The following is a 25,368-nucleotide window of genomic DNA, read 5'->3' on the forward strand; positions in this document are numbered from 1 at the left end:
CCCCCTACAACTCCCAAGTAATATTCATTTCTTCAAATGAGTCCTTACTAACTTCCAATCCTTCGTTATCTTCCGTCCCAATCATTGCTACTTCTTCTTTAGACAACTTAATTTCCTCATTTGGACTTTGGATTTTTTCTTATACACGAGTTGTAAAAGCTCTATTTGTTCCTCTGTCAGTTCATACTCTTCTTCCAGTCTTTCAATTGCTGATTCTGTATCAAGTAATGGAATTTCTAGTAAGAATCCGCCGTGCTCTTCCATCTCTTCAAATGAATCAATTGAATACGCACCGCTATCCTCAATCCAAAATGCAGTTGTAATAAAAGGAACTGTTTCGCCTTCTACTTCTTCTAATACGTATTGAAGTGCTTCTTCTTGCGCAATATCTATTACTTCCGAAGGTGCCCCTTCAAAATAATTTTTCGCATCAATCCACTCATCAATTCTCTCACTATTCACATCTTGAAGACATACAATCGTGTAATTCGGATGAAACGTAATTGTCCCTTGTCCGCCTTGAGTATCTTGCATACTATAGTTAAATCCGTCCCATGAACTTTCATGTGAGAAATCTGGACAATGTGCTACATTAATTGCATGGGCAATCGAATTTAAAATGCACCCTTTCCATAATTGTTCTTTATCTATATGTAATTTATATTTACTCATCCGCTTCCCCCATGCACATATTTTTTTCTATTATCTTTCCTCTACACAATACTTGTAAATACTTTTCTATCTACTACAAAATAAAAAAGACATCCTTTTTAAAAGGCATCTTTTTATAGTTGAAAATTTATTAATAAATAAAACGAATTATTTAATAAATGAATCCCAATTGGAACGAGTAAATTCTTCGTTTTCTTATATGTGTATGCTAAACATATACCCATACCAAAAATATATAAAATACTACCTACTGTAAGGGGATGGCCTAAAGTAAATATACAAGCACTTATAACGGCACTAGTAAGTGTAGAAAAGCGCTGGGATAATTTCGTGAAAAACATCCCCCGAAATAAAAGTTCTTCCCAAACCGGTGCAAAAATCGTGAGTACAACTACGTATAAAATGATTTCACTTTTAGTAGGCTTTATTACTATACTAGACTCGTCCACACCAATCCCATGTGGTAGAACTAAATTTAATATTGCAAGATATATAAGCATTACAATCGCTGTCATTACTATCGTTACATAGTGTTTAAAATTATTGAATTGTAATGATTTTATTAAATGTAAGCAGCAATTTCTTGCCGGTGCATATATTACGATAATCATACAAAACGTGAAAGGTGGAATAAGATGATCTACATACCATGGGTATAAGGAAGAATCATATAAAAGGTTCAAAAAACCAATTCCATGCATGACCCCAAAAATAATTAATAGAATGCTAATTACTTGGCGCATACTCATTTGTTCATTCTTTTCTTCATATGTAGCTAATTCTATATTCATCCTATCCCCTCCAGTATAATTAAACTTTTTAAACCATTATATACCAAATTTAACATAAAAAAAGACAATACACCCCACTGTATTGTCCATTTTCGTCCCTACCATTTCTCTCTACACGTCTCAATTAAATGCAGTAAGTACCTCTTCGTCATATCTGCTCTTCTCCACCTTGAGAGCATTCGCTTTTCTTTTGGATTGTGCCGTATTCTCGCTACTTCTTTTAATAAGAGCTCCCATTCTTCCGCTGAACGTTCTGACAAGTATTGCAATCCTCTATCTTTTGAAACGATTGTTTTATGATTTAGTGTATATAAAATACGTCCCATCGTAACGACAGCTGATTCTACCCACTCTTCTATAAAAAATAAATATGGCTTCTTCGCCTTTTCACTCCAGTACTGTTCTACGTTGTATTTCATCGTATTTACTACATCATTCCATTGTATTTGCATCGGAAGATCTTCTGCTTCTTTTCCGGTAACTGTAATGCCTTGATTTTTCAACGTCCACCATGTGACCGCATTAATGTCCCAATGACCAACATTAGCTTTACCATCTGCACAATACACGTACTCGTTCATTTCATCATTGTATTTCCCTAAGTCAGCAAGCGGAATATACATACCGTCCATTCTTTTACCTAGCGTATTATCACTAAGTTTCTTATGTAGTTCCACAAGCTGCTGTTTTTCAGCTTCATTCACGGAATCATTTATCACTGTAACAAAATCAACATCGCTCGTTTCCTTATAAAATGCACCTAGTGCGATGGATCCGTAAATATATACCCCGACTATTTTTTCATCCAAAAAAATTTCTTTTAATTCTACTGTGTACCGCTCCATTAACTGTTGTACTTCCGTCGGTAACGCATGCTTCACTCCATTTTTCATATCTATCCCTCCAATAAAAAAAGCCTTTGCAAATTCGCAAAGACTTCTTGTTTTATAAATATTTCTCGATTTCTTCGTAAACATCCTTCAAACGAGGATTTCCTTCTCCAACAATTTCTCCATTTACAAGAACGACCGGATAAAATAAATCTTCTTCCACTACGCGCTCTGCGAATGCTTTTTTATCCGCATCTTCTTGTTCTTCTTGGAAATCAATATACTCGAAATTAAATTTATTTTCTTGTCCTTCATATTTACGACCAATTGCCGCTTGTAACCATTCAAACGTTTCTGTTGAAGATGGCATTCCGACGCAGCTCGCACAAATTACTTTCGTCCCATACACTTGAACATTAACCATTTCTTCTCCCCCACTTCTTGTTCCAACAGTATATTCAGATGTCTTATTACATAAGCACATCATTTTACAAACTTATTCCATACCCCTATACTGAAAAAACACGATACAATATTTCGACAATAAAACAAGAAGAGAAAAAATAGATTTTCCCCTCTATCTTGATTATAATAAAACTGATGAAAGGAGTCGATAAAAATGGAAAACCCACATATGCAAGAACAAGTATTAGAAGTATTAGATAAATTACGTCCATTCTTACTTCGCGATGGCGGAGACGTTGAATTAGTAGACATTGAAGAAGGTATCGTAAAACTACGCCTTATGGGTGCATGCGGAAGCTGCCCAAGTTCTACAATCACACTAAAAGCTGGTATCGAGCGCGCGTTACTTGAAGAAGTACCAGGCGTTATTGAAGTAGAACAAGTATTTTAATCTAAAAGCGGAAGCGGCTCGTTCAGAACAGGAGGTCATTGGAGCTCCTTCCTGTGAGGCGCTTTTTGCCTCACAGGAAGGCGCGAAATGGCCGACTGTTCTAGCCGCTTCCTAAAAAGAGACCCATTTGGGTCTCCTTTTTTTATTCAAATCACATTTATCCGTTAACATCATAAAACAAAATTGGAAATCCTTCTCAAAAAATGCGATAATTAATACTATATAGTGAATCGTTCACACATATACAGTAAGAAAACATAGGGGGATGACACATGCCAAGAATGGGAAACACTTTTTTAACAATTCAAGAACTAGAAAAGAAAAAAGAGTATTTATTAGGCCTTTCATCCGTTATACCAACATGGAATACAAGCTATCAATTTTTATTTAAAGAAATCCAGCAAGAATTATTGGGTAAAGTAAATGAAAAACTCGAAAGACATCAATTCGTTTTAAATATATGTACAGATCAACAGGTAGGGGCATAATGTATTACATAAAATTGTGGTATAAAAAAGAGGCCTCCAGCGGTCTCTTTTTTATACGTTTAAGATAGCCAATCTAATTTTCTAATCCCAAGCTTATCTACTGGTAAACGAAGTGAGCCATAAAAATGCTTCATAAATTGCTCTGAGCGGTTCACATCGTGTAAAATGGCTTCTAAGCGATCTCTATATATGCTTTTTTGTTCTTCGTTTCCAGTTTGATAATATCGTTCGACCGTTTCAAAATAGTGCAGCGGGAACAGGAGCCTTGCAAATAATAAGCGCCAGCCAAATGAGGATAGCGAATAATTGCGTTCATAATCTGTAACAAATTGAATTATTGTTTGCTCCCAGTCTTTCTTTTTTTCTATCATCATATAGCGAATTAATTCTGCCATATCTCGAGTTGGGTGATCATACACCCAATCAAAAGGAAGTTTGAGCCGCTTCGTTTGATGCCATAATAAAGGTGTGAATCGTTCTTGGCAAATTGTTGCTGCATCCGTTAGTTGCGGCGTATCATCCATTTCTGTATCGACAACATATTGAATTGCATTTTCTGCAACTCCTAAGTAATACGGGAAGGATTCAATAAACAATTGATCGAATACATCTGAAGGGTGGTTCATCACTTGTGATTGCCAAAACTTTTCTAATTGATCGAGCCTTTTTTCCCATAACGCTTTCCATTCACCAATGCGGCTTAATTGCTCAATTTCTTCTGGAAAGAATGCACCTCGTTTATGGAATATAGAAAGCTCACTTCCTAATGACATAGCATGTCGTTCTAACGTGCGCATACCTTTTAATAAGCAGTAATTTTGTTCTTCTATCTCACTTACATAGTAGCCGTGTATAGTCGGAACGAAAGTCGCTACAGTTATATCCCCTTGCTGGTTCATATAATCACTGAGCTTTTTCATCTCTACAAGTACTTCTTCCTCCATTTCTCCAATTGGAACAAGTACATAAATTTTGTTGCGAATCCAAAAGCTTTTATAGGGGCCAAGGGGGATTAATTCTTTAACATGCATGTGATAATGCTCATAAATATGCTGAATCATCGCAGTCGCCACCTATGGTTTTTCTTTATATATATGAGCTTGTGCTCGCCTTTCATTCCTATGCACATGATAAAGCAACGAAACGTATACAAATACTAAAAAGAAAAAAAGGTGATAAACATGAAAGAATCAAATCAACTACAAGAAAGAGCATTACAACTATTACAAGAACGCGGTGTAACAATTGACGATATTGCTGAACTTGTTCATTTTCTTCAAAAAAAATATCATCCAAATTTAGAGATGTCAGAATGCCGTTACAATGTAGAACGTGTACTATCAAAACGTGAAGTACAAAACGCACTGATTACTGGTATCGAGCTTGATGTCCTTGCTGAAAAGGGAATGCTAAGTGAGCCGTTACAAGATATCGTAAAACGTGATGAAGGCTTATACGGAATTGATGAAGTTATCGCACTTTCTATCGTGAATGTATACGGATCTATCGGTTTCACGAACTTTGGATATATCGATAAATTAAAACCTGGTATTTTAGAATACTTAAATGATAAATCAACTGGAAAAGTGCACACGTTCCTTGACGATATCGTTGGCGGAATTGCTGCCGCTGCCTCAAGCCGTTTAGCGCACCGAGCTGATCACTCGGAATAATAATGTTTTCTAGACCGTCAGTTTCATGCTGACGGTCTTTCGTATTCCATAAGCATAAATTCTCTTCCACGACTCAAAAAAATAGGCCCTTGCTTAAATCCGATATTTTTATATAGCGTAATCGCTCTTGTATTAAATGTTGCTACACTTAATCGAAACATTTTCGAATTAAATTCCTTAGCAGCAAACGCTATTCCAGCTTGAAAAAACATTTCTCCCATGCCCTTCCCTGTTAAATCTGGCTTCATGCCAAGTCCGATATCAATCATATCTTCTCCACCATATAAATGAGCATCTCTTCCACCTGGTACTTGTGCATTTTCTCCAAAACAAAAATAGCCGATGAACTCTCCATTATCGTTACAACAGCCATAATACGTTCCATCTAATAGCTCTTCTATTACTTCTTTCTCGCCTGAAAAACTATATAAACTATATGGTTCCTCGTACGTCCACGTATTTATCTCATTTGCTTCTTCCTCTGTTAACTTATGTATATCCACTTTCTCTTTCCCCCTATTATATTCCTATTAACAATATTCGATATTCATCTTATAATTCATCTTTCTCAATATATTTTTTTAATTTCTCGCTTCATTTTATGGAAGATTTTCCTTATTATGTTACGATTAAACAGAATCATTACAAATAAGGTGGTGACAATGTGAATTACTTTTCTTATCTCTCCTCAGAAGAACGGCAAAATTTTTTCTATAAAGAACCTCTTAGTTTTTCAAAAAATATAGGGAAAGAACAACTAGCTTACGCACTAGGGGCTACACTATATACTCCTGGCACGAAAGAAACGATTGCAGAAGATATAATTAGAAAGAAACATGTGGATGCTACCTCAATTATTCTTTGTCTAGAGGACGCTATCAGCGATGAGGAAGTACAACTTGCAGAGCAAAACATCGTCGTTCAAATACAGCAAATCGCCAACTTAGTCAGTGTCAACATACTAAATCAAGCAGACATCCCACTTCTTTTTATTAGAGTTCGACAGCCCAGTCAAATGAAGACAATTGTTACTGAATTAGGTAGTGCTGTTCATTGTTTATGTGGTTTTGTCTTTCCAAAATTCACACCTATTAACGGAAAGACTTATATCAATCAGCTTGCATATATAAACGAGTTATACTCATTATCGCTATATGGCATGCCGATTTTAGAATCACCAGAAATTATGTATAAGGAAACACGGGCAGAATCATTATTACAAATAAAAGATTTACTAGATTCTTATCACGATTACATCTTAAATGTACGTATTGGTGCTACTGATTTTTCAAGTATATTTAGTATTCGGCGCAATAAATACACACCTATCTATCATATTACTGTTGTCCGTGATTGTATTTCAGACATTATTAACGTTTTCTCAAGGGCAACAAATGAATATATTATTTCAGGATGTGTATGGGAATATTTTTCTAATGATCATGAAGAAGGGCTTATTCAAGAGGTATCACTTGACCATGCAAATGGCTTAATCGGAAAGACAGTTATTCACCCATCTCATATTAAAGTTGTACAGGCAATGCACATTGTCACAATGGAAGATTATTTAGATGCGAGATCAATTTTACAAAATGCAGATACGTATAATGGAGTGCTAAAAAGCAGTTTTTCTAACAAAATGAATGAAGTAAAACCTCATTATGGCTGGGCTCGCAAAACCATTTTAAAATCTAATATTTACGGGGTGCTACATGAAAACAAACAATTCACCGATCTCCTTATTACAAACGCAAAGCAACACGTATAACGTTTTAAATAATATACAAGTTCATGTAGAAGTACGTGATAATCCATATAATTTAGCGCTAGACAGTCTTTTTCAAATGGCTGCGAGAATAAATAAGAAACGTAGTTTTTTATTTGTGAGTACAATCCTTGGAAAGCATCTTCCTATTAAACCTGCAGTCTCCCTATCAAGTGGAGTTGCTCTCGCTGCAAGATATATGGAAATGCTACATAATACTTCTCATCCATTTCAAAAAGAAATTTTAAATCTCATTTCATTAGAGATTCATGAAATCCCAGAGGAAGTATTTCGTTATCAATATCCTCTGCAAGAAGAAGTTTTATTCATCGGATTCGCTGAGACAGCGACAGCACTTGGTCATTCTATGTTTCAATGCTTTCAAAATGCAAAGTATGTACATACAACTAGGGAATCGATACCCCACCTAGAATCTGTCATTACATTTGAGGAAGAACATTCTCATGCAACATCGCACCGTTGTTATGTGGATGAAAGCTTTTTTCAAAACAGCAATCCTATTGTTCTCGTAGATGATGAGATGACAACAGGAAAAACAGCATTAAATATTATTAGATCGATTCAAAATAAATTCCCACGGGAAGAATATATTATTGCTTCTTTATTAGACTGGCGTTCTCATACTAATAGAAGACAATTTAAACAATTAGAAGAAGAACTTCAAATTAAGATTCATGTTATTTCTTTATTAGAAGGCAGTATTCATACAACTGGCCAACCATTGAATATTGCAAAAACAGATATTCAAATTGAAGAAAGTAAACTTAATTTCAAAAAGCATATTCTTACCTGCCCAAAATTACCCTATACATCAAATTATATAAAATATACTGGGCGATTTGGCATTTCAGCATATGAACAAAAACACATTCATTCTTTCGCTCAAGAAGCAGGAAAAACTTTAAAAAGAGAAAGAATTGGAAAACGAACACTTTGTCTCGGGACAGGTGAATTTATGTATATCCCAATGAAAATTGCTGCTGAAATGGGTGAAAATATTTTATATCAATCTACAACAAGAAGCCCTATCCATCCTGTTTCAAATGATGTGAACTACGCCATTCATAATCATTTCTCATATCCAAGTCCTGAAGATTCTACTATTACAAATTACTTTTATAATATTTCACCTCATGATTACGATGAAGTATTTGTTTTTATTGAGCGTGATTTAGGGGAAGAAGCCCTGTCTCCTCTTCTACAGCAGTTACAAACAGTTATTCCTTTTATTCATATCGTCTCATTTTCAAATAGCATAGAAAAGGAAGGTTGATAATTATGGTAAAAGTAAATTCTCATATTAGTAGTTACAATCCAAATGATGCTATTTTTCTATTAAAAGATATTAGTGATTTAATGAAAGAAAGTTCCACGGAAACTAGAGAACAAGCAATTCAAGCTGGCACACATTATTCCGAAATGTTACCAATGGAATATAAACCATCTAAAGCATATATGGATTTATTCTTTTCTTCCCTGCAACAATACAAACACAAACTAGCCATCGCTGTTGGAGTTGTCGCCGAACAGATTATACAAACTAAAGGAGCTAACCTTGTCCTCGTTTCATTAGCTCGTGCTGGTACACCTATTGGCATTCTTATCAAACGCTACATACGCTATCAATACAACCTTGATGTACCTCACTATTGTATTTCTATTGTTCGCGGACGCGGTATTGATGAAAATGCACTCCATTATATTTTGGAACATCACCCTAAAGAAACAATTCAATTCATTGATGGGTGGACTGGAAAAGGTGCAATAAAAAAAGAATTAGAATATGCAGTACACACATTTAACGAACGAAATAATACACACATTTCTCATTGTATGGCTGTGCTTGCTGATCCCGGTTACTGTACTTCAATTTACGGTACACGTGAAGATTTTCTTATTCCTAGCGCTTGCTTAAATGCAACAGTCTCTGGACTAATTAGCCGCACTGTACTAAATGACACCTATATCGGTCCAAATGATTTTCATGGTGTTAAATATTATAAAGAGCTAGAACAAGAAGACTTATCAAATTTCTTCGTTGATGAGGTAACAGAGTTATTCCCTTCTGTTCATTCTCATATAGATAATCAATTACGTTATATTACTTCAACTTACACTGATCCCTCTTGGCAGGGATTAAAAGATATACAGTCTATCCAAAATCACTTTGAAATTGACGATATTAACTTAATTAAACCAGGAGTCGGTGAAACAACTCGCGTATTACTCCGGAGAATACCGTGGAAAATTTTAATACGTAAGCAAAACAATCCCGATTTAAAGCATATTTTACTTCTCGCTAAAGAAAAGAATGTCCCAATTGAAATCTATGAGAATATGGCTTATTCATGTTGCGGGCTCATTAGGCCTCTTAGGAAGGAAACAATATGATTTTCGCCAGTGATCTTGATCAGACGCTTATTTATTCCCGGAAATCGTTTCGTGCCCCTATAGAAGATGAATCAATTCAACTCATTGAAACTTTAGATGGGAAAGAAATTTCTTTCATATCACATAAAACCATTTCACTACTAAAAAAATTACAACTGCACTCACATTTCATCCCAGTTACAACAAGAACTATTGAGCAGTTTCAGCGGATTGCTTTATTCCAAGACGAAATCATTCCCGAATACGTCATTACAAGTAATGGCGGTAATATCCTTCATAACGGGAAACAAGATGGTACTTGGAACAGGACAGTAAAAGAAAGACTATCGGTTGAATGTATAGAGAGAAACGACATACTAAAGGAATTTGGACAAATAGCTCATAAAGATTGGGTTATATCACAAAAAACAGCTGATGATCTATTCCATTATTGCATCATTAAACGGGAGAACATTCCTTATGATGAATTATCATCCTTCACTTCCTGGTTAGACAAACAAGGCTGGAATCATTCACTTCAAGGTAGGAAGCTATACTTTGTACCAAAACCAATTAACAAATGGGATGCCGTGCAATATATAAAAGAAATTTTGCAAATAGATACGATTATTACAGCTGGGGATTCTTTACTTGATTTATGCATGCTTGAAAAGGCGAACCATGCCTTCGCACCACTTCATGGTGAATTAGGAGCAATGCATGATAACTTACAATCCCATATTTTAAAAACAGACGCGATCGGCATATATGCCGCAGAAGAAATCGTAAATAAATCACTTCAAATTATTCACAGTTCATTACCTACCTCATGATTAAAATATGCACAATTGCATACGCACCACAATTAAACAAATGGTACAATTTATTTGAATCGCTGTTGCTACACTTCTTGATTAAAGAAAAGGCGCTAACACGGAAATTAGTGTCTTATCAACCTCAAGCAATTGGCACATTTTGTCATCTTAAAAGACACTCGAAAGAGTGTCTTTTTTTCTATATCCCACAAGGACTTACTCATTTCAAAGTATAAATACATAAAATAATGTAAATCATTACACGCATGAATCACTTTCTAAAAGTTATAAAGTAGATTCAAAATAAAAAAGCACTCTTAACTAGAGTGCTTTTTACTTTCAAACAAGGAGGCTACATATATGGATAGTACTCTCGTATTTAACTTCGGCATTGGTATTGTCATTATTTTATTTGTCTTTTTTGTACTTTGTATGAGCGGGGTATAAAAAGGCGATTTTCGGGCGTCTTTTTATACATATGTATTACTTGATTTCTATAAAATCAGTAACCATAATAGTTACAGATATACAAATAACTATTCACATATCCACAAATAGGAGGAAGAAAAATGAAACATGTAATCGTTTATGCACACCCAAATACAGAAAGCTTCAACCATGCGATTTTAGAAACGGTAAAAAGTGAGTTAGAAGGAAACGGTCATGAAGTACGCGTTCGCGATCTATACGAATTAAACTTCAATCCAGTATTAGGCGCTTCCGATTTCATCTCGTTTTCTCAAGGAAACACACCAGAAGATATTAAAGAAGAGCAAGAGCATATCTCTTGGGCTGATAGCATTACATTCATTTATCCAGTTTGGTGGGCGGGACTTCCAGCTATTTTAAAAGGATACGTTGACCGTGTATTTAGCCACGGCTTCGCTTATGCTTACGGTGAAAACGGTATTGAAAAGTTATTAAGCGGTAAAAAGGGCTTATTATTATCTACAATGGGAAATTCGAAAGAAGCATACACAGCAGGCGGTATGTTTGACGCAATGAAGAAAACAGTGGATGTTGGTATTTTTGAATTTACAGGCATTGAAACAATTGAGCATACATTCTATACGAGTGTTCCGTCTGTGGATGACAGTGTGCGTAAACAATATCTTGAAGAAGTTAAAGATGTTGTGAATCGTGCATTCTAATAAAATTATATCAGCGATTTTTTTAATATATCAGCGCAACTCAGATTATATCGGCGATTTTTCAAATATATCGACTTACCTACAAAAATCGACACTAGTCACAACTGAATGTTAGCCCACACCAATCGGGCTCCCCGCAAATATCAGAAAAAAAGCTGTTCCAAAGTTTGGAACAGCTTTCTTCATTACATCTTCTCAATCCACTCCGTCAAGTTATGCACAACTTGCGTCGGTTGTACTTCATATTCTGTTAACTTCTCCACAGTTGTGACTCCAGTGTGGACAAGAAGAGTATGCATGCCAGCATTTACTCCCGCTAAAATGTCTGTATCATAGTTATCCCCAACCATTAATGCTTCATCTTTTCCTATACCAAGAACTTTTAACGCTTGTTCCATGATGATTGATTCTGGTTTTCCGATAAAGATTGGATCCACACCTGTTGATACTGCTACAACTGATGTTAATGAACCGTTACCTGGTAATAATCCGCGCTCAGTCGGAATGGCGATATCTCCATTTGTAGAAATAAACGTTGCGCCGTTACGCACAGCAAGACATGCTTTTGCTAATTTTTCATATGTGATGTCACGATCTAAACCGACAACAACGAAATCAGGATTTTCATCCACAAGTTCAAATCCTTTTTCCACAAGTGCATCGTGTAAGCCTTCTTCACCAATCATATATACAGTTGCATCTTGTTTACGTTCATAAATGAAGTTCGCAGTCGCCATACTCGTTGTGAATACTTGCTCCGCTTTCGCTGGAATATCGAAACGAACAAGCTTTTCTGCCACTTGTTCTGGTTTGCGAGTTGAGTTATTCGTAACGAATAAATATGGAATGCCGCGCTCTCCTAATGCTTTGACGAAGTCGCTTGCTTCTTCAATTTGTTCTTCCCCGCGATACATCGTACCGTCTAAGTCAATTAAGTAACCTTTATACATCGATTATGTCTCTCCTTCTATGCTAACGTTCTCACCTTATCATACCACTCTTATATTACCCGCTTTTCCAAAAGAAAAAAACGCTTTACCTTAAAGCGCCCCATAACGTTCATTTTTTCTCTTTTATTTGGTAAGAACAACTACAATCGCCCTCGCACATGTTTGCTAGCGTTTTCACATCTGCGTTCGTAAATAAACGCTTATACATCTCTTTTTCATCTTCACATACTTGCGGGAATCTCTCTGCAATTTCTTTTAACGGACAGTTTTGTTTTTCAATTACGAAAGATTTCTCTCCATCTCTCTTTATTTGAACCATATAACCATTTTTCTCTTGCATAGCTGCTATCTCTTGCACTTTATATGCTAAATTCTTTTGATTACTCACTCGCTTTTGCAACTGTTCTTCCATACGCTTCGTTCTTTCTTTTAAAACATATTGAAGTATTTTTTCATCGCCCATCCGAGCTAAATCTTCTAGCATATCAATCGCAAATTGCTTATACTCTTTCGGGAATGTATCTTCTCCCTTTTCACTTAATCCATACAAATAAGTTGGTCTTCCGACATGTTGCCTTACCATCTTAGAATAAATGAGTCCATCTTTCTCAAGATTACTTAAATGTCTTCTGATTGCCATTTCTGTAATCTCTAAAACGTCAGCTAGTTCCGCTACTGTGTGCTCTCCCTTTACTTTCAACAATTGTACAATCTCGTCTTTCGTAGTACGTGCTTCCCCCATACTTCACCCTTCTCCCTTTTCTTTCTCACATACAATATAAGATCCCCAAAAGGCATTCTCTGGGGATCTTATAAGCATAATTATTCTGGTACAAATGCAGATACAGGTCCTAATTCCTTTTCTAAATAACTGCGAATATTTGCTGGGTATTTTTCTACCACTGCAATATGTTTTTGAATCGTCTTATATAATTCATCATGATTCATTTGAATATAATCTTGCGTAAGCATTTTTCGAAGAAGGATAATTTCTTTCATCCCTTGTCCATCTTCTTCACTTATCACTCGCTCATCCATTAAAATATCAATAATATCTTCATAGCTTCCTGGATCGCGCATAATAAATCCATCAATCATCGCATTTCCTACATCTAATACAGTATCAATAATAAGATGGGCTATGCGCTCTAATGCGTAAAATTCAAACTCGGTTTCATATATCTTTTTCTCTTGAAATGTACTTGTTGCTCGTTCTAAACATACTAGCATTTGTTCTATTTTCTTTCTGTCTACAAAATACATGAATGTCACCTACCTGGAAATTAAAGCATTTACATTTTAATTGTAACGCTTTCTTCTGAAAAAATCGACAATTTTTCGAATTCACCTTTTCTCCGTTATTTGTTATAGTTATATTTGTATGATTTTTGAAATTGGAGGAATGGAATCTTGGAACGTGAACTCGCACTAGAAATTGTCCGTGTAACAGAAGCAGCAGCATTAGCATCCGCACAGTGGATGGGCCGCGGAAAGAAGAACGAAGCAGATGATGCAGCAACTACAGCAATGCGTGATATGTTTGATTCAGTAAACATGGCAGGTACAGTTGTAATCGGTGAAGGAGAACTTGATGAAGCACCGATGTTGTATATTGGTGAAGAACTAGGAACAGGTAACGGTCCAGAAGTAGACATCGCCGTTGACCCATTAGAAGGTACAAACATCGTTGCAAAAGGTCTTGCAAATGCAATGGCAGTTATTGCAATCGCAGACAAAGGGAACCTTCTTCATGCTCCTGATATGTACATGGAAAAAATCGCGGTTGGTCCAAAAGCAGCTGGTAAAATTAGCTTAGATGATCCAATTGAAAAAACAATTGAAATTGTAGCAGAAGCTAACAATAAAAAGATTCGCGATCTAACAGTTATCGTTCAAGAACGTGAGCGTCATCAAGATATTATTGACCGTGTTCGTGCAAAAGGTGCACGCGTAAAATTATTTGGTGACGGTGATGTTGGTGCGTCAATCGCAACAGCACTACCTGGAACGGGTATCGACTTATTCGTAGGTATTGGCGGAGCTCCAGAAGGTGTTATTTCTGCAGCAGCATTAAAGTGCCTTGAAGGTGAAATGCAAGCTCGCTTAGTTCCAATGAACGAAGAAGAAGAAGCTCGTTGTCGTGAAATGGGATTAGAAGACCCTCGTCAACTTCTTATGCTAGATGACTTAGTATCTGGGGATGATGCAATCTTCTCAGCAACTGGTGTATCTGCTGGTGAGTTATTAGACGGTGTTAAATTCCTTGGCGGAGATTTAGCTGAAACATACTCTATCGTAATGCGTTACAAAACAAGAACAGTACGATTCATTAAAACGCATCACCATTTAGATCATAAACCACACTTAAACTTAGATATTTAATAAAGGAGCCATGTGTATGGAAGAACGTTTCTTTCTGTACGACGACACTGTCGCTACAAAAACTCGTTTCGTTAGCTTTATGGGAGAAAATGAGCGTCATGATTTAGCGCTTTTATACTCCGATCGTCATTACGGTAAAACAATTGTCCTTGATATGCAAAGTAATAAATTTGCAATCATCGGTGCTGACGATTTAAACGAACCAGGCTACTTAGAGCACGCATTTTCTATGACTGAAGAAATCGCAGAAGAACTACGCTCATTTTTATTTGAACTTATATAATTCATCGTATGCACCAGCTATTTTAGCTGGTGTTTTTTCATTATAAGAGTTTAGAATTTTCAATCTTCTATGTTATAATTAAGAATAAATCTATTTGGATAGAAAGGACGTTTACTACGTATGCCAACAACTACTTTGTAATGGACCAGCAATTGGATAGCATTACTCTCAAAAAAGCACCATGCTTTTTTCAAGGGAGTAGTCTGCCCATTCCCATTACAAAGGAGCGTAACGCATCTGTAGTATGATGTTTACTGAGCTTCCTAAGGGAATCTCCTTTTATTTTTGTCTATTTCTCATGTCTTCATACTACAAGACATCCAAATAGCTGTATTACGTTCCTTTACCACTAAAATAAGAGGTGAAGGAAAATGCAGAAAGTACAAATTTCTTGGAGTTTATATGAAAACGAGCAAAACACAATCGAAAAATATTGTAAAAATTGCAGACGCACTACCCTATTTACTGATACAAATATTCGTAGGCATAACGCCAACGGAAAAAATATATACCGCTTTGCTATTTATAAATGTCCGAAAGATCACACGTGGAATCAAAAACTTCGTATTTATAAAGCATTTACTGAACATGTTGAAACAGTCGATATGACGCAGCAAGATCAAATAGAAACAACTACTACCATTTCCATTACGCAACATAGAGAAAGTGGCATAGCTGAAATCACGATCGTATTAGATATCGTTTTCGGTTCCCACCGAATGGATAAGGCCTTATCCACATATATCTCTGATTGGAGCCGTACACTCATTGTGGATAAAATTAAAAATGGGGATATTCAATTGAACGGAAAACAAATGAAACCAAATGCAATACTTTCTGAAGGTGATCATATCTCGATTTGTTTGTAAGCGAGCATATGCCAAAAATCCTCTTACAATTGTAAGAGGATTTTTTTATTTCTTCACTTTTCGTAGTACAAAATGTGCACAACCGAAGTTACAGTACTCGTATAAATACTCCGTTAACGTACTAATTTTCGTATCATATGTCGCACGTTGGTTACTATCATCAAAGAATCCGCGCAATCTAAGTTGCTCATATCCCCAGTCCCCAACGATGTAATCATATTTATTTAAAATTTCTGCATAGCGCTCTTTAAATGCTTCTTCACTAAAACCGTCACGAAAGTTTTTAATTACTTCGTACTGTACATTATTAATGCTCACCGTAGCATGAATCTCTTGCTCTTGCTTTTGCTCCATCATTAACTTCCTCTCTAAGCATTCTTCTTTTTATCGTATCACAAAGCATAACAACCAACAATTTCAAATACAAAAAATTGCAAATTAGTACATGCTATGGAGAAGGAGGTGATACATCGTGAAAAAACAAATTTTACTTTCCCTTCTCACTGTTTCCTTATTTGCAGGCTGCCAAACAAATAATAAAGCCGAAATGGAGCGCGAAGAAGGAAGCCGTGTTCTTGTTTCCAATAAAAACGACATGTATCATACAGAAAATACAAATACAAGGCTCACGAGAGTCGGTTATTCTTCTAAACAAAAACATGAAGTATCTAACAAACAAGTAGGGGCCATTAATCGGGAGAAGGTCGCTGAAATGATTACAAGCATGACAGTCAAACTTCCTGACGTTACAAACGCTGCTACACTCGTTACTGATGATGAAGTGTTCGTTGTATACCGTGCAAACACAACGGATCCGAAACTTGTAGCAGATCAAGTATATAAAGCTGCTTTGTCCATCGTCCCTCGCTATTATAAAGCATATGTATCAACAGACCAAAAGTTGATTTCCCAAATTCAAGGCCTTCAATCTGGCGCATTAAATGATACAGAATATACGCAAAGCCTCGATATGTTAAAACGTGAAATGAGTAAAAATCCTCATTTGAACAATACGGGGGATCAAACTTTAAATGATATGATTAAAAAGTAAAACAGGTGGAGAAAATCTCCACCTGTTTTACTTTTTATTACGATCCGCATAAACTTCCATCGCATCACACATAAACTGCGCTAACCCCTCACCAAACTTATCGATATTTTTCGTGAAGCGCTCATCAGCGACATACATTTGACCGAGTCCCTTAAAAGCGTCTAATGAATAGTAACTAAAGTTTTGCAAGTAATCGTACCATACTTTGATCGCTGCCTGCGCCTCTTTAGAATCTGGTGCACCGTGTCTCAGTACCGCTAAATTTCTATAAATAGTATTAAACTCTTCTTGGTTCTCTTTTGACATACCTTTTGCATATTCGTTCGCTTTATCTACAGCTGCGTCTCCCCATTTTTCACGTGCTTCTTCTTCATATGGGTTATGGCTGAAATCGAATCCTTCAAATTTCTCTTTGTTCGTCATTTCAATCTCTCCTTTTGTATGCTGAATTGTTTTATCAATCGTCGCAATCACCTTATCTAATCTGGCACGCTTTTCAATAAGCATTTTCTTATGAAGCTGTAGTGCCTCTTCCCGATCAAATGATGGACTCATGATAATTTCTTTAATTTTCTTCAAAGGGAAGCCAAGCTCTTTAAAAAACAAAATTTGCTGCAATATCTCTAAATTTTCATTGGAATACAGACGATATCCAGACTCTGTCGTCTCGTCTGGGGTTAACAACCCAATTTCATCGTAATGATGCAGTGTGCGCACACTAATTCCAACTAAATCAGCTACTTCTTTTACTCTCATTGTCATTTGTATCTCCCCCTTAGTACATACGATAAAGTATGACGCAACGTTAGAGTCAATAAGTAAATTCATTTTCTTTCTAAAAGTTTCATCTCTCCCGTATTTCATGCATAATAGATATGTACATATATTAGAAAGCGGTGAAAGTATGGTTTCAAATACTGTAATTGCCAGCATCATATTTCAACTCATTGTCTCGATTCTGGTCCCAATTATCGTACTCGTTTATTTCCGTAAAAAATATAATATTAATTGGAAAGTGGTCGGCATTGGTGTTCTTATCTTTATCGGATTTACCCAAATTCTTGAAACACCATTCCACCTATTTATGCGCGGTAATCCAACAATCGCTCCATTTTTAGAAAATCCGTTTGCCTTCGCAATTTATGGCGGATTGACTGCTGGTATTTTTGAAGAATTAGGACGCTTCGTTGCCTTCTTCTTCTTACTAAAAAAATATCTAGAATATAAAGATGGCTTCGCTTATGGAATTGGTCACGGCGGAATTGAATCTATTTTAATTGGCGGTTTTTCTGCATTACAAGCATTAATCTTTGCTAATTCTATTAACGATGGTAGCTTCGCTCGACTAATTGAACAAAAACCCGAACTCAGCATTTTACAAGACATGTTAATTCAGCAACCTGCCTACTTATACTTCCTTGGTAGCTTAGAAAGAATTATGGCACTCGTGCTTCAAATCGCCTTTACAATGCTTGTTTTATACGCAGTAAAACAGAAGAAATATATCTTCCTAGTATACGCTATACTATTCCACGCATTTGTAGACTTCTTTGCGGCACTTTACCAAACAAAGACAATCAATATCTTTGTTGCCGAAGGAATTACACTTCTCTGTACAATTGGTGCTGTCGTTCTTATTCGCAAAATGAAAGAGAAATTAATGAGTGTACCAGAGTAAAAAAATAACCCACCGGTTGGTGGGTTATTTTTTATAAGGACTATCACAATGATGATAACTTTTGCCCTCCTTTAGCTCCCTCTTTGTTTCTGCATCTATAACGATGTACTTATGAAACTCTTCTACTTCATTTTGAGTAAAAGAAGCGAAAAAATAAACTTGGCGATCAGGGTGAACAAAAAAATCTTGAAGCACCACTCTACTTCGACAACCGACAGCTGTTTTTTGCCTAAAAGAAAATTCTTCATCAGGCACTTCTTTAAATAAGATTTTTTTCCGAACACTATATGCTGCATTTTTATATTCTTTATAGATTTTCTTATCTAACTGTTTATAAAAAACATCCTCACTCACAAATGACTTATTTCGATTGATTGGATAATTTAGTTTTTGGTTGGATTCTGCATATGTTGTGGACAATTGCGCAAGAAAACAAATAATGAATACGATACATATCATTTTTTTCATCATTGCACCTCAATTTTTTATTATCCACATTACTTTTCCACATATTTAAATCCATATGCTGTTTCCAATAAAAAGGAATTATTTCCACATTTGTCGAAGTATATAGCGTCAACTTGAAAGATGGGGATGAATTATGAAGAAAATTATTGTAATACGACATTGTTCAGCAACTGGGCAAAAACGTGATGATGAATTAACGACCGATGGAAAAGACCAAGCAAACACCCTTGCTACATTCCTCTTAGAAAATCATCTACAAATCGATCATATTATTTCAAGCCCATTTGTCCGAGCTATCGATTCCATTCGGCCCTATGCGCTCCAAGCTAACTTATCTATCCAAGAAGATGAACGATTAACTGAACGCATATTGAGCAACGTTCCAATGGATGATTGGATGCAAAAACTAGAATCCACTTTTACGAACATAGATATTGCCTTTTCAGGCGGAGAGTCAACAAAACAAGCAACAGACCGTGCCATATCGCTTATTCAAGATGTTTTACAATTAAACCATACGACAACACTACTTGTTACACACGGCAATTTACTTACACTCATTTTAAAGCATTTTGATCATACGATTGGCTTTAATGAATGGAGAACTTTAACGAATCCTGATATTTACGAAATTACAATCGACGAACAATGTATCATAACACGCTTATGGAAAGCATCGTCCAAGTAATATCCCTTTCCAAAACATTCAGTTGACGCCACGAGAAGAGACTGTTCTAACAATAGAAAGGGGTATTATTTCATATGTACGAAGACGTACTTGCTCTACTACATAAAACAAATGTTTCTTATGAAAAGTTCGAACACGAACCGGTACTCGATTATGAGACAGATCGGATTGTACGTGAGAGACTTGGCTTACAAGGTACTCCAAGTAAAAGCTTATTTTTAAAATCAACATCTGGAAATTTTTACGTGTTTTTTACGTTAGAAGGAACTCGGCTTAACCGAGGAGAGATGAAAGAAATAACTGGAGAACGCTTATCGCTCTGTTCTCCTGATGAACTAAGAATGGAAACTGGCTGTACTCCAGGATGTGTAGCTCCTTTTGGTTATTCACAAGATGTAACAATTATTGTGGACAGTTCCGTTTATACGTACGATAAAATTTTAATTACACCTGGTGTTCCTGAATTTACAATTGAATTATCCACAGAAGAATTAAAAAAGATTTTATTAACATGTCCAAATACCGTTTTAGAGTACAAACAAAAAGAGAGCTAATCGTTAGCTCTCTTTTTTCATTATTTAGCTTCTGCTGTTTTTTCTTTTGCAGAACGTACTTGCTCGTCCGCATGGTAAGAAGAACGCACAAGTGGGCCAGCTTCACAGTGGCTAAATCCTTTGCTAAGTGCAATTTCTTTAAGCTCTGCAAATTCTGCTGGTGGATAATATTTAATAACTGGTAAATGCTTCTTAGATGGTTGTAGATATTGTCCAAGAGTTAAAATATCCACATTGTTTGCACGTAAATCATCCATTGCTTCAATTAAATCTTCTCTTGTTTCACCTAAGCCGACCATAATGCTCGATTTAGTTGGAATATCAGGCTGCATTTCTTTTGCTCGACGTAAAAACTCTAATGAACGATCATATTTTGCTCTAGCGCGAACTCGGTTAGATAATCGACGTACTGTTTCAATGTTATGGTTTAAAATATCTGGTTTTGCATCCATTAACATTTTTAAGTTTTCTTCTACCCCAGCCATATCAGATGGTAATACTTCGATAGACGTGAATGGGTTTTTACGACGTACTGCTCGTACTGTTTCAGCAAAAACAGCTGCTCCGCCGTCCTTTAAATCATCACGTGCAACCGCTGTTATAACAACGTGCTTTAAGCCCATTTGTACTACTGAATCTGCTACGCGTTCTGGTTCTTGTAAATCAAGCTCAGTTGGTAAGCCTGTTTTAACCGCACAAAAACGACAAGCACGTGTACAAACCGCACCTAAAATCATAAATGTTGCTGTTTTTCTTACAGCCCAGCATTCATGAATATTCGGACATTTTGCCTCTTCACAAACGGTATGAAGATTCTTAGAACGCATCATTTTCTTTAAGCCTGTATAGTTTTCATTCGTGTTTAACTTAATTTTCAACCATTCGGGCTTGCGCTTATATTCTGTTTGTTTTGTCATGGTTATCAACTCCGCACAATATGAAATAGTTTACCGTGTTCGCTTCTTTCAATGTAACATATCTATTCTAACGTATGAAAGCGATTTGCTCAAATGAAGATTCTAAGATTTTTTCCAATCGTTCCCTATAATGAAATACTCCGTATATCCCACACTAAAAAGAGTGATGTTGTGAAAGGAGTCTATTTCATGCTTCGAAAAATTTCTCTTTTGCTTTCTATTTGTTTTCTTCTCCACCAAAACATCGCTTACGGTGAAGATAATCAGCAAAGCATATACGAAAAGCGCATGGCACTATATAAAGAAACCGAGCAGTCTTCAGGCATTCCATGGTATTACTTAGCTGCAATGGATCAATATGAAAGAAATATACGGAGCGTAAGAAGAGATATTCCAAAAAAACCAGATGCCATCATTTCCCTTTATTTCAAACCAGAAATATGGGCTGGACCTGTTAATAGTAACGATACTCTCCCCCATACAATTTCTCTATTTGGCGGAATAGGTTTAGATGGTGACAAAGATGGATTTGCAAATGCAAATAGCGACCGTGATCTTCTGCATACCGCAGCGACTATTTTAAGGAAACAAGGAACGTCAGAAGACCGTATTAAAATTATGCTTTGGGAATATTATAGACGTGCAAAAACAGTTGATTTAATTAGCGAATACGCCCAAATTTATAAACATTATGGACGTATTAATTTAGAAGGAAATGCTTTTCCTCTTCCGATTCGTAGTGACCATAGTTACCGTAGTACTTTCGGTGCTGGAAGAAGTTTTGGGGGCAGACGAGTTCATGAAGGAACCGATATTTTTGCCGGATATGGCGTGCCAGTAAGATCGACTTGCTATGGCATTATTGAAACGAAAGGTTGGAACCGCCTTGGTGGATGGCGCATTGGTATTCGCGACCTTCATAACAATTACCATTATTACGCTCATTTAGGCGGGTTCTCAAAAGAAATACAGCTTGGACAAATTGTTGAGCCCGGAAAAGTAATCGGATTTGTTGGTAGCACTGGCTATGGACCCCCTGGTACAGCCGGAAAATTCCCACCCCACTTACATTTTGGCATATATAAAGACAATGGCTATACAGAATGGGCCTTCGATCCATATATGCATTTAAGCCTTTGGGAACGCAAAGAACGAGCAAATACAAAACGATAACCGTAGCGCATTGCTACGGTTATTTTTTATCCAGTAAAAGCCCGATTGATTCAAGTTTCACTTTATATGCAATTAACTATCTGTTTTCTTTTTATCAGGTACAGCAACGCTTCCGCTTCCATAATACGTAGGCACTTCCCCTTGAACGATACGCGTCGCAATCGGAACATTTTGTTTCACTGTTATCTCTTTCGTATGAAATGGAATGATTACTTGCAACGTTACTTCCATTTCCATAACAATTTGAATCGCTGTAGTGTTGATCCCATGCGGTTCAATTTTTTGTTTAATATCTGTATTCACATGCCCAATTGGCGTGAAATGAATCGGAATATCTGGTCCTATATTACCAAGAAGCGCATTATCAGTTACACGCCCAAAAGGAACTGCCATAGTCGCCCCGTTTTTTTCAGAAATACCTAGCTCCTTCAACTTCCCTTGTTCTACTTGCTGCAAATATTTTTCTATGTACGTGGTCGTTGACGTTACGATTTCATTTACTTGCTTTGTATTTAAATTAATTGTGGATACTTTCCCGTTTTTATCATTCTGTACTTTCATTAATGAATCCACATCGAATCCTTCATTAATTCGATCCTTTACCGCCTTCGTCATAATTGCCGTCGCCATTTTCTGTGTCTCTACTTCTCCATATTTAATTAAGGTCGGCTGAATACTATTATTCACAATCCACAGCCCTTGCGTAAGTAATATAACAAAAAGAATAAACGACATAAGCAGTATATACCGAAAGGCAATAGGTCCCTTTCGAAACCGCGAGTTTTTCGAGCGAAATATACTCATAAAAAAACCTCCTTCTTATATTATTTCTATGCAAGAAGGAGGGACGATATATGCTTATCTCATTTTTAATAATGCTTCTTTTCCAATCGTTCCTGCTGAAATGCTTAATGCTTCAGCTCCAGTCGTTACCGATTCTAGTGGCGCTTCAAGAAGTTGTTCAATCGTTCTTACACCAACCGCACGGCCAGCAATAATTCCTCGATCACCTAACTTCTCATTTAAAAGACCTACATCTAATGCACCACACATAATATATCCTTTATCGCTCATTACAGCTAGCAAATTCGTCTTTGGAAGTTTCACGCTAACTGCAATAAACGTATAATTATCAATTATAATTGGCTCCACATTAACCATAGTTCACACTCCTCTCTTTCTTATCTGTATGACAAGAGAAAAATGAGTGTTACAAGTTAACTAGCCTATAGTTTAACGGAAGATGTATAAGTTATTAACATATCTGTTAACACATCTCTAAGTAGTTCTGGCATATAATATTGTTTGCTAGAAAGTGTGGATAGCTCTGGGTATAAGTATCCAAACGTAAACATATCAATTGTTCCTACTGTATATATACGGTCTAACTCCAGCGATTCGCCGTTAATCAATACATCTTCTAATAAAATTTTATTCCCAGGAATCGTATCTGGAGTTACTTCTACACCAGCGTAAATCATTTTCCCCATCACTTTCCCCCGAAATCCGAATCCTTTCACCTCAAGATTCTCCATATTCGGTTTACGTGCTTTCAAAATAACTTCTCTTAATATCTTTCCTGGAACTTTCAAAGCACACGGATTAATTGGATGTGGACAAATTCTGTGAATATCTCCGCGCGTTACAACACCCTCTTCTAATCCTTCAAGAAGTACACCAGCATTCACCATTCCAATTTCTGCACCGCACCATGTTTTCAGCGCACTTGCTAACATATGAGAAAACGGCGTCTCATGAAACCAATCAACCGGTAATGACTCTTTTAAATGAACGACAGGCTCTGCCATTATATGCTTACTTTCTTCCTGCAGTATTTCAATTGTGGATAACGGCTCGCTATAAGCCCCTAACCGTTCCGTCTTAATTGCTCTACCGTCTTTTTTCAGTAATTTCTTCGTCTCTATATCCACAGTAAGCTGTACGTGACCAACGTAACGCCCCCACTTTTCACAACAACAAAGTAACGTATTATTCATAAGAACGCCACGCTCAAATAAATGATGCGTATGTGCCCCTAAAATAACATCTATATCATAATGCTCTGCCATATACTCATCCATGCTTTTTCCAAGATGAGAAAGGACAACTGTAATATGAGCCTCATCTCGCACTTCTTCTAAAATAGACTCTAAATGGATAAGCGGATCTTCAATATGCCAATCGAGCATATGATAAAACTCTGGATAAGCTACCGTTAACCCGATAAAGGCAATCGTAATCCCATCTGTCGTTGTATGTAATTTATAAGGCTTTGCCCACTCCGGACGTACACCTTCTTTTTCAAATAAATTCGCGACAAGCACCTCAAATCCAGCCTCATCATATAGACGATTCAAATGCTCCTTCGCTAACGTAATTCCTTCATTATTTCCGATCGTTACATAATCATATAACGCCTCATTTAAAAGCTTCGTATTGCCAAGTCCATTCGTCGCTTCCGAAATACTATGAAAACGATCCACATGATCGCCGATATCAACCGTCAAAACGGTCTCTCCCGCTTCCTGTCTTCGCTTTTTCTCTCCCTGTACAAACCGAGAAATTTGCGGCCAATTTTCAAAATGACTATGTATATCGTTTGTATGATAAAGGTGGATGATTGTTTCTTTATTTATATTCAGAGAAAAAACCTCCTCTCAGTTCCTTACTGCCATTTACGCTATGCGCACACAATAATCCTGTAAATATTTTTCGTCTTTTCTTGCTATTTTACATTGTACTCGCATTGTGAGAAAAAGCAAAAGATTGTCCTTTTCATATGAGAAAATTTATTTTTTTAGTTGTTGAATTCATTGCTAGAAGGGGGATTTTTCAAAAAGTTTAATATAAAATTCAGTGGTTGATTGTTCAAGTGGATTTGTCAGTATCTTTGTCTTAAACCTAGTCGTTCTCTGTTCTTATA

31 protein-coding genes and 1 pseudogene are annotated in these 25,368 nt (G+C 36.4%); 16 read left to right on the forward strand and 16 right to left on the reverse strand.

The features are described 5' to 3' along the window. Nucleotides 1–4 precede the first annotated feature (4 nt). The 4 genes and pseudogenes from C4S65_RS23380 to C4S65_RS23395 all read right to left on the reverse strand — a co-directional run bounded on the left by C4S65_RS23380 (nucleotide 5) and on the right by C4S65_RS23395 (nucleotide 2,717). Nucleotides 5–672: pseudogene (locus C4S65_RS23380) on the reverse strand (hypothetical protein). Between the two features lie 113 nt (nucleotides 673–785). Then, entirely contained in the window at nucleotides 786–1,463 is a 678-nt protein-coding gene (locus tag C4S65_RS23385; protein WP_086406377.1) for a type II CAAX endopeptidase family protein, read from the reverse strand. Nucleotides 1,464–1,561: 98 nt separating this feature from the next. Beyond that, nucleotides 1,562–2,356 (reverse strand): nucleotidyltransferase domain-containing protein, encoded by a 795-nt coding sequence (locus tag C4S65_RS23390; protein WP_142391577.1) that lies wholly within the window; start codon nucleotides 2,354–2,356, stop codon nucleotides 1,562–1,564. A gap of 52 nt (nucleotides 2,357–2,408) precedes the next feature. Then, complete coding sequence (locus tag C4S65_RS23395; protein ID WP_000248588.1) at nucleotides 2,409–2,717, reverse strand: YuzD family protein; 309 nt, start codon at nucleotides 2,715–2,717, stop codon at nucleotides 2,409–2,411. 195 nt (nucleotides 2,718–2,912) lie between these two features. Between C4S65_RS23395 and C4S65_RS23400 the strand changes: the two genes are divergently transcribed. Together C4S65_RS23400 and C4S65_RS23405 are read left to right on the forward strand one after the other, a co-directional pair. Beyond that, a complete protein-coding gene (locus C4S65_RS23400; RefSeq protein WP_000431159.1) occupies nucleotides 2,913–3,149 on the forward strand; it encodes a NifU family protein in 237 nt (78 codons plus the stop codon). Between the two features lie 272 nt (nucleotides 3,150–3,421). Next, nucleotides 3,422–3,637, forward strand: a complete 216-nt coding sequence (locus C4S65_RS23405) for a hypothetical protein (RefSeq protein WP_001137789.1) — start codon at nucleotides 3,422–3,424, stop codon at nucleotides 3,635–3,637. A gap of 59 nt (nucleotides 3,638–3,696) precedes the next feature. Here C4S65_RS23405 and yutH read toward each other — a convergent pair whose 3' ends face one another. Further along, the gene (gene yutH / locus C4S65_RS23410) at nucleotides 3,697–4,698 is read right to left on the reverse strand and encodes a spore coat putative kinase YutH (RefSeq protein ID WP_000614219.1); all 1,002 of its coding nucleotides are present in this window, start codon (nucleotides 4,696–4,698) and stop codon (nucleotides 3,697–3,699) included. 120 nt (nucleotides 4,699–4,818) lie between these two features. On the opposite strand from yutH, the gene C4S65_RS23415 reads away from it, so the two are divergent. Continuing rightward, nucleotides 4,819–5,310, forward strand: a complete 492-nt coding sequence (locus C4S65_RS23415) for a phosphatidylglycerophosphatase A (protein ID WP_000665102.1) — start codon at nucleotides 4,819–4,821, stop codon at nucleotides 5,308–5,310. Nucleotides 5,311–5,333: 23 nt separating this feature from the next. On the opposite strand, the gene C4S65_RS23420 is transcribed toward C4S65_RS23415, so the two are convergent. Further along, complete coding sequence (locus C4S65_RS23420) at nucleotides 5,334–5,813, reverse strand: GNAT family protein (protein WP_061666015.1); 480 nt, start codon at nucleotides 5,811–5,813, stop codon at nucleotides 5,334–5,336. A gap of 161 nt (nucleotides 5,814–5,974) precedes the next feature. Between C4S65_RS23420 and C4S65_RS23425 the strand changes: the two genes are divergently transcribed. The 5 genes from C4S65_RS23425 (at nucleotide 5,975) to C4S65_RS23445 (ending at nucleotide 11,432) form a co-directional block, all read left to right on the forward strand. Beyond that, on the forward strand, nucleotides 5,975–7,078 hold the full coding sequence (locus tag C4S65_RS23425; protein ID WP_061666016.1) for an HpcH/HpaI aldolase/citrate lyase family protein: 1,104 nt from the start codon (nucleotides 5,975–5,977) through the stop codon (nucleotides 7,076–7,078). Beyond that, entirely contained in the window at nucleotides 7,023–8,369 is a 1,347-nt protein-coding gene (locus tag C4S65_RS23430) for a phosphoribosyltransferase family protein (protein WP_061666017.1), read from the forward strand. The genes C4S65_RS23425 and C4S65_RS23430 overlap by 56 nt, the downstream gene beginning before the upstream one ends. A 5-nt stretch (nucleotides 8,370–8,374) precedes the next feature. Next, entirely contained in the window at nucleotides 8,375–9,487 is a 1,113-nt protein-coding gene (locus C4S65_RS23435) for a cysteine protease StiP family protein (RefSeq protein WP_061666018.1), read from the forward strand. Beyond that, nucleotides 9,484–10,299 (forward strand): HAD hydrolase family protein, encoded by an 816-nt coding sequence (locus C4S65_RS34055; RefSeq protein ID WP_000575378.1) that lies wholly within the window; start codon nucleotides 9,484–9,486, stop codon nucleotides 10,297–10,299. Before C4S65_RS23435 ends, C4S65_RS34055 begins: the two co-directional genes overlap by 4 nt. A gap of 551 nt (nucleotides 10,300–10,850) precedes the next feature. Beyond that, a complete protein-coding gene (locus C4S65_RS23445; protein ID WP_000683450.1) occupies nucleotides 10,851–11,432 on the forward strand; it encodes an NAD(P)H-dependent oxidoreductase in 582 nt (193 codons plus the stop codon). A 185-nt stretch (nucleotides 11,433–11,617) separates the two neighbouring features. On the opposite strand, the gene C4S65_RS23450 is transcribed toward C4S65_RS23445, so the two are convergent. From C4S65_RS23450 to C4S65_RS23460, 3 genes are all read right to left on the reverse strand, one after another. Beyond that, nucleotides 11,618–12,382: a TIGR01457 family HAD-type hydrolase gene (locus C4S65_RS23450; RefSeq protein ID WP_000276470.1), complete on the reverse strand. Its 765-nt coding sequence runs from the start codon at nucleotides 12,380–12,382 to the stop codon at nucleotides 11,618–11,620. A gap of 109 nt (nucleotides 12,383–12,491) precedes the next feature. Beyond that, nucleotides 12,492–13,124: a metalloregulator ArsR/SmtB family transcription factor gene (locus C4S65_RS23455; protein WP_061666019.1), complete on the reverse strand. Its 633-nt coding sequence runs from the start codon at nucleotides 13,122–13,124 to the stop codon at nucleotides 12,492–12,494. A gap of 80 nt (nucleotides 13,125–13,204) precedes the next feature. Beyond that, nucleotides 13,205–13,645 (reverse strand): DUF86 domain-containing protein, encoded by a 441-nt coding sequence (locus tag C4S65_RS23460; RefSeq protein WP_000274010.1) that lies wholly within the window; start codon nucleotides 13,643–13,645, stop codon nucleotides 13,205–13,207. Between the two features lie 147 nt (nucleotides 13,646–13,792). Here C4S65_RS23460 and glpX point away from each other — a divergent pair, with 147 nt between their 5' ends. From glpX to C4S65_RS23480, 3 genes are all read left to right on the forward strand, one after another. Continuing rightward, the gene (gene glpX, locus C4S65_RS23465; protein WP_000439090.1) at nucleotides 13,793–14,764 is read left to right on the forward strand and encodes a class II fructose-bisphosphatase; all 972 of its coding nucleotides are present in this window, start codon (nucleotides 13,793–13,795) and stop codon (nucleotides 14,762–14,764) included. A 16-nt stretch (nucleotides 14,765–14,780) separates the two neighbouring features. After that, on the forward strand, nucleotides 14,781–15,047 hold the full coding sequence (locus C4S65_RS23470) for a DUF3055 domain-containing protein (RefSeq protein ID WP_000392611.1): 267 nt from the start codon (nucleotides 14,781–14,783) through the stop codon (nucleotides 15,045–15,047). Nucleotides 15,048–15,418: 371 nt separating this feature from the next. Further along, nucleotides 15,419–15,916, forward strand: coding sequence for a hypothetical protein (locus tag C4S65_RS23480; RefSeq protein WP_001174555.1), 498 nt, complete (start codon nucleotides 15,419–15,421; stop codon nucleotides 15,914–15,916). 45 nt (nucleotides 15,917–15,961) lie between these two features. Here C4S65_RS23480 and C4S65_RS23485 read toward each other — a convergent pair whose 3' ends face one another. Beyond that, nucleotides 15,962–16,270: a YutD family protein gene (locus C4S65_RS23485; RefSeq protein WP_000435946.1), complete on the reverse strand. Its 309-nt coding sequence runs from the start codon at nucleotides 16,268–16,270 to the stop codon at nucleotides 15,962–15,964. Nucleotides 16,271–16,388: 118 nt separating this feature from the next. On the opposite strand from C4S65_RS23485, the gene C4S65_RS23490 reads away from it, so the two are divergent. Continuing rightward, on the forward strand, nucleotides 16,389–16,967 hold the full coding sequence (locus C4S65_RS23490; RefSeq protein ID WP_000744141.1) for a YhcN/YlaJ family sporulation lipoprotein: 579 nt from the start codon (nucleotides 16,389–16,391) through the stop codon (nucleotides 16,965–16,967). A 27-nt stretch (nucleotides 16,968–16,994) separates the two neighbouring features. On the opposite strand, the gene C4S65_RS23495 is transcribed toward C4S65_RS23490, so the two are convergent. After that, nucleotides 16,995–17,729, reverse strand: coding sequence for a MerR family transcriptional regulator (locus C4S65_RS23495; protein ID WP_000178766.1), 735 nt, complete (start codon nucleotides 17,727–17,729; stop codon nucleotides 16,995–16,997). Between the two features lie 100 nt (nucleotides 17,730–17,829). Between C4S65_RS23495 and C4S65_RS23500 the strand changes: the two genes are divergently transcribed. Continuing rightward, entirely contained in the window at nucleotides 17,830–18,645 is an 816-nt protein-coding gene (locus C4S65_RS23500) for a YhfC family intramembrane metalloprotease (protein ID WP_140337783.1), read from the forward strand. 24 nt (nucleotides 18,646–18,669) lie between these two features. Here C4S65_RS23500 and C4S65_RS23505 read toward each other — a convergent pair whose 3' ends face one another. Then, nucleotides 18,670–19,104: a hypothetical protein gene (locus tag C4S65_RS23505; protein ID WP_308201944.1), complete on the reverse strand. Its 435-nt coding sequence runs from the start codon at nucleotides 19,102–19,104 to the stop codon at nucleotides 18,670–18,672. A 142-nt stretch (nucleotides 19,105–19,246) separates the two neighbouring features. Between C4S65_RS23505 and C4S65_RS23510 the strand changes: the two genes are divergently transcribed. Further along, the gene (locus tag C4S65_RS23510) at nucleotides 19,247–19,801 is read left to right on the forward strand and encodes a histidine phosphatase family protein (protein WP_000721053.1); all 555 of its coding nucleotides are present in this window, start codon (nucleotides 19,247–19,249) and stop codon (nucleotides 19,799–19,801) included. A 74-nt stretch (nucleotides 19,802–19,875) separates the two neighbouring features. After that, nucleotides 19,876–20,355, forward strand: coding sequence for a YbaK/EbsC family protein (locus C4S65_RS23515; RefSeq protein WP_000272753.1), 480 nt, complete (start codon nucleotides 19,876–19,878; stop codon nucleotides 20,353–20,355). A 20-nt stretch (nucleotides 20,356–20,375) separates the two neighbouring features. Here C4S65_RS23515 and lipA read toward each other — a convergent pair whose 3' ends face one another. After that, the gene (lipA, locus tag C4S65_RS23520; RefSeq protein WP_000166367.1) at nucleotides 20,376–21,272 is read right to left on the reverse strand and encodes a lipoyl synthase; all 897 of its coding nucleotides are present in this window, start codon (nucleotides 21,270–21,272) and stop codon (nucleotides 20,376–20,378) included. Nucleotides 21,273–21,461: 189 nt separating this feature from the next. Here lipA and C4S65_RS23525 point away from each other — a divergent pair, with 189 nt between their 5' ends. Then, nucleotides 21,462–22,445: a M23 family metallopeptidase gene (locus tag C4S65_RS23525; RefSeq protein ID WP_098472178.1), complete on the forward strand. Its 984-nt coding sequence runs from the start codon at nucleotides 21,462–21,464 to the stop codon at nucleotides 22,443–22,445. 72 nt (nucleotides 22,446–22,517) lie between these two features. Here the strand turns inward: C4S65_RS23525 and yunB are convergent, their stop codons facing one another. From yunB to C4S65_RS23540, 3 genes are all read right to left on the reverse strand, one after another. Then, nucleotides 22,518–23,249, reverse strand: a complete 732-nt coding sequence (gene yunB / locus C4S65_RS23530; protein WP_000021797.1) for a sporulation protein YunB — start codon at nucleotides 23,247–23,249, stop codon at nucleotides 22,518–22,520. Nucleotides 23,250–23,303: 54 nt separating this feature from the next. Further along, on the reverse strand, nucleotides 23,304–23,606 hold the full coding sequence (locus tag C4S65_RS23535) for a DUF1805 domain-containing protein (RefSeq protein WP_086406374.1): 303 nt from the start codon (nucleotides 23,604–23,606) through the stop codon (nucleotides 23,304–23,306). Nucleotides 23,607–23,671: 65 nt separating this feature from the next. Beyond that, nucleotides 23,672–25,087: a bifunctional UDP-sugar hydrolase/5'-nucleotidase gene (locus C4S65_RS23540; RefSeq protein WP_153577999.1), complete on the reverse strand. Its 1,416-nt coding sequence runs from the start codon at nucleotides 25,085–25,087 to the stop codon at nucleotides 23,672–23,674. Between the last annotated feature and the right edge of the window lie 281 nt (nucleotides 25,088–25,368).

Source organism: Bacillus sp. ok061, from assembly GCF_900108285.1.
In the GTDB taxonomy this organism is placed as follows: Bacteria; Bacillota; Bacilli; order Bacillales; family Bacillaceae_G; genus Bacillus_A; species Bacillus_A thuringiensis_S.

Coding starts and splice junctions, on each gene's coding strand:
- C4S65_RS23385 (WP_086406377.1), bottom strand. CDS start 1,463: ATGAATATAGAATTAGCTACATATGAAGAAAAGAATGAACAAATGAGT.
- C4S65_RS23390 (WP_142391577.1), bottom strand. CDS start 2,356: ATGAAAAATGGAGTGAAGCATGCGTTACCGACGGAAGTACAACAGTTA.
- C4S65_RS23395 (WP_000248588.1), bottom strand. CDS start 2,717: ATGGTTAATGTTCAAGTGTATGGGACGAAAGTAATTTGTGCGAGCTGC.
- C4S65_RS23400 (WP_000431159.1), top strand. CDS start 2,913: ATGGAAAACCCACATATGCAAGAACAAGTATTAGAAGTATTAGATAAA.
- C4S65_RS23405 (WP_001137789.1), top strand. CDS start 3,422: ATGCCAAGAATGGGAAACACTTTTTTAACAATTCAAGAACTAGAAAAG.
- yutH (WP_000614219.1), bottom strand. CDS start 4,698: ATGATTCAGCATATTTATGAGCATTATCACATGCATGTTAAAGAATTA.
- C4S65_RS23415 (WP_000665102.1), top strand. CDS start 4,819: ATGAAAGAATCAAATCAACTACAAGAAAGAGCATTACAACTATTACAA.
- C4S65_RS23430 (WP_061666017.1), top strand. CDS start 7,023: ATGAAAACAAACAATTCACCGATCTCCTTATTACAAACGCAAAGCAAC.
- C4S65_RS23435 (WP_061666018.1), top strand. CDS start 8,375: ATGGTAAAAGTAAATTCTCATATTAGTAGTTACAATCCAAATGATGCT.
- C4S65_RS34055 (WP_000575378.1), top strand. CDS start 9,484: ATGATTTTCGCCAGTGATCTTGATCAGACGCTTATTTATTCCCGGAAA.
- C4S65_RS23445 (WP_000683450.1), top strand. CDS start 10,851: ATGAAACATGTAATCGTTTATGCACACCCAAATACAGAAAGCTTCAAC.
- C4S65_RS23450 (WP_000276470.1), bottom strand. CDS start 12,382: ATGTATAAAGGTTACTTAATTGACTTAGACGGTACGATGTATCGCGGG.
- C4S65_RS23455 (WP_061666019.1), bottom strand. CDS start 13,124: ATGGGGGAAGCACGTACTACGAAAGACGAGATTGTACAATTGTTGAAA.
- C4S65_RS23460 (WP_000274010.1), bottom strand. CDS start 13,645: ATGTATTTTGTAGACAGAAAGAAAATAGAACAAATGCTAGTATGTTTA.
- C4S65_RS23470 (WP_000392611.1), top strand. CDS start 14,781: ATGGAAGAACGTTTCTTTCTGTACGACGACACTGTCGCTACAAAAACT.
- C4S65_RS23480 (WP_001174555.1), top strand. CDS start 15,419: ATGCAGAAAGTACAAATTTCTTGGAGTTTATATGAAAACGAGCAAAAC.
- C4S65_RS23485 (WP_000435946.1), bottom strand. CDS start 16,270: ATGGAGCAAAAGCAAGAGCAAGAGATTCATGCTACGGTGAGCATTAAT.
- C4S65_RS23495 (WP_000178766.1), bottom strand. CDS start 17,729: ATGACAATGAGAGTAAAAGAAGTAGCTGATTTAGTTGGAATTAGTGTG.
- C4S65_RS23500 (WP_140337783.1), top strand. CDS start 17,830: ATGCATAATAGATATGTACATATATTAGAAAGCGGTGAAAGTATGGTT.
- C4S65_RS23505 (WP_308201944.1), bottom strand. CDS start 19,104: ATGATATGTATCGTATTCATTATTTGTTTTCTTGCGCAATTGTCCACA.
- C4S65_RS23510 (WP_000721053.1), top strand. CDS start 19,247: ATGAAGAAAATTATTGTAATACGACATTGTTCAGCAACTGGGCAAAAA.
- C4S65_RS23515 (WP_000272753.1), top strand. CDS start 19,876: ATGTACGAAGACGTACTTGCTCTACTACATAAAACAAATGTTTCTTAT.
- lipA (WP_000166367.1), bottom strand. CDS start 21,272: ATGACAAAACAAACAGAATATAAGCGCAAGCCCGAATGGTTGAAAATT.
- C4S65_RS23525 (WP_098472178.1), top strand. CDS start 21,462: ATGCTTCGAAAAATTTCTCTTTTGCTTTCTATTTGTTTTCTTCTCCAC.
- yunB (WP_000021797.1), bottom strand. CDS start 23,249: ATGAGTATATTTCGCTCGAAAAACTCGCGGTTTCGAAAGGGACCTATT.
- C4S65_RS23535 (WP_086406374.1), bottom strand. CDS start 23,606: ATGGTTAATGTGGAGCCAATTATAATTGATAATTATACGTTTATTGCA.